Origin of the sequence: Pseudomonas sp. HMWF006, from assembly GCF_003061205.1 — a bacterium.
In the GTDB taxonomy this organism is placed as follows: Bacteria; Pseudomonadota; Gammaproteobacteria; order Pseudomonadales; family Pseudomonadaceae; genus Aquipseudomonas; species Aquipseudomonas monsensis.
In genome coordinates, this window is record NZ_QAIU01000509.1 from 31,349 (window position 1) to 32,981 (window position 1,633).

The window sequence follows — 1,633 nt, forward strand, 5'->3', positions numbered from 1 at the left end:
ACCTGCAGGCTTGCAATCCACTTAAGCCCGGCCGCGTTGGCCGAGCGAACGAAACCTGTTGGGAGTTTCACATGGCAAACGCCTCCAGCACTTACAGGAAGGCACTTGAAGGTCATCAGCAACCGAAAAAGGTTCTGGTGAAAGTCGACCGTGTCACCAAGAAGTTCGACGAAACCACCGCTGTGGACGATGTGTCCCTGGAGATCCATCAGGGCGAAATCTTTGCCCTGCTTGGCGGCTCCGGTTCGGGCAAATCGACCCTGCTGCGCATGCTCGCCGGTTTCGAGCGCCCGACTGAAGGGCGGATTCTGCTCGACGGTGTGGACATCACCGACATGCCGCCATACGAGCGGCCGATCAACATGATGTTCCAGTCCTACGCGCTGTTCCCGCACATGACCGTGGCGCAGAACATTGCCTTCGGCCTGAAGCAGGACCGTTTGCCCGCCAGCGAAATCGACGCCCGCGTCGAAGAGATGCTGCGCCTGGTGCACATGACCCAATACGCCAAACGCAAACCCCATCAGTTGTCCGGCGGCCAGCGTCAGCGCGTCGCCCTCGCCCGCTCGCTGGCCAAGCGTCCGAAGCTGTTGCTGCTCGACGAGCCGATGGGCGCGCTGGATAAAAAGCTGCGTTCGCAAATGCAGCTTGAACTGGTCGAGATCATCGAGCGCGTCGGCGTGACCTGCGTGATGGTGACCCACGACCAGGAAGAAGCCATGACCATGGCTGAGCGCATCGCGATCATGCACCTGGGCTGGATCGCCCAGATCGGCAGCCCGGTCGATATCTATGAAGCCCCGGTCAGCCGCATGGTCTGCGAGTTCATCGGCAACGTGAACGCCTTCGACGGCACCGTGGTAGAAGACCTTGAAGGTCACGCGATCATTCACAGCCCGGACTTGCAGCAGAAGATCTACGTCGGTCACGGGGTCAGCACCTCGGTGCAGGACAAGTCGATCACCTACGCGATCCGCCCGGAAAAAATGCTCGTCAGCACCACCCAACCAGAGTTCCGCTACAACTGGTCCGAAGGCAAGGTGCACGACATCGCCTATCTCGGCGGTCACTCGGTGTTCTACGTCGAATTGCCCGGCGGCAAAATCGTCCAGTCGTTCATGGCCAACGCCGAACGCCGTGGCGCGCGCCCGACCTGGGACGACAAGGTCTACGTCTGGTGGGAAGACGACAGCGGCGTGGTACTGCGCTCATGAGAACCTTCAATCAGCAATGCCTGCGCCTGGTGCCCAGCGGGCGCAAGTTCGTCATCGGCATCCCGTTCATCTGGCTGTTCCTGTTCTTCATGCTGCCGTTCTTCCTGGTGATGAAGATCAGCTTCTCGGAGGCCGCGCTGTCGATCCCGCCGTACTCGGAGATCTACACCTACGCCGAACAGAAATTCCAGCTGATGCTCAACATCGGCAACTACACCATGCTCGGCGAAGACGAACTGTACCTGTCGGCCTACCTCGGTTCGCTGAAGGTCGCAGCGCTGAGCACATTGATGTGCCTGGTGATCGGTTTCCCGATGGCCTACGCCATCACCAAGGCGAGCAAGGAAGCGCAAAACGTCCTGCTGCTGTTGATCATGATGCCGACCTGGACCGCGATCCTGATCCGCGTTTATGCGTGG

At 59.9% G+C, this 1,633-nt stretch carries 1 protein-coding gene and 1 pseudogene; both read left to right on the forward strand.

The window, feature by feature from the left end; translation table 11 throughout:
* Positions 1–71: 71 nt before the first annotated feature.
* Positions 72–1,214 (forward strand): polyamine ABC transporter ATP-binding protein, encoded by a 1,143-nt coding sequence (potA, locus tag DBR24_RS22840; RefSeq protein WP_095136575.1) that lies wholly within the window; start codon positions 72–74, stop codon positions 1,212–1,214.
* Positions 1,211–1,633, forward strand: a pseudogene (locus DBR24_RS33340) (putrescine ABC transporter permease PotH); the annotation flags it as partial. The gene potA and the pseudogene DBR24_RS33340, both read left to right, overlap by 4 nt.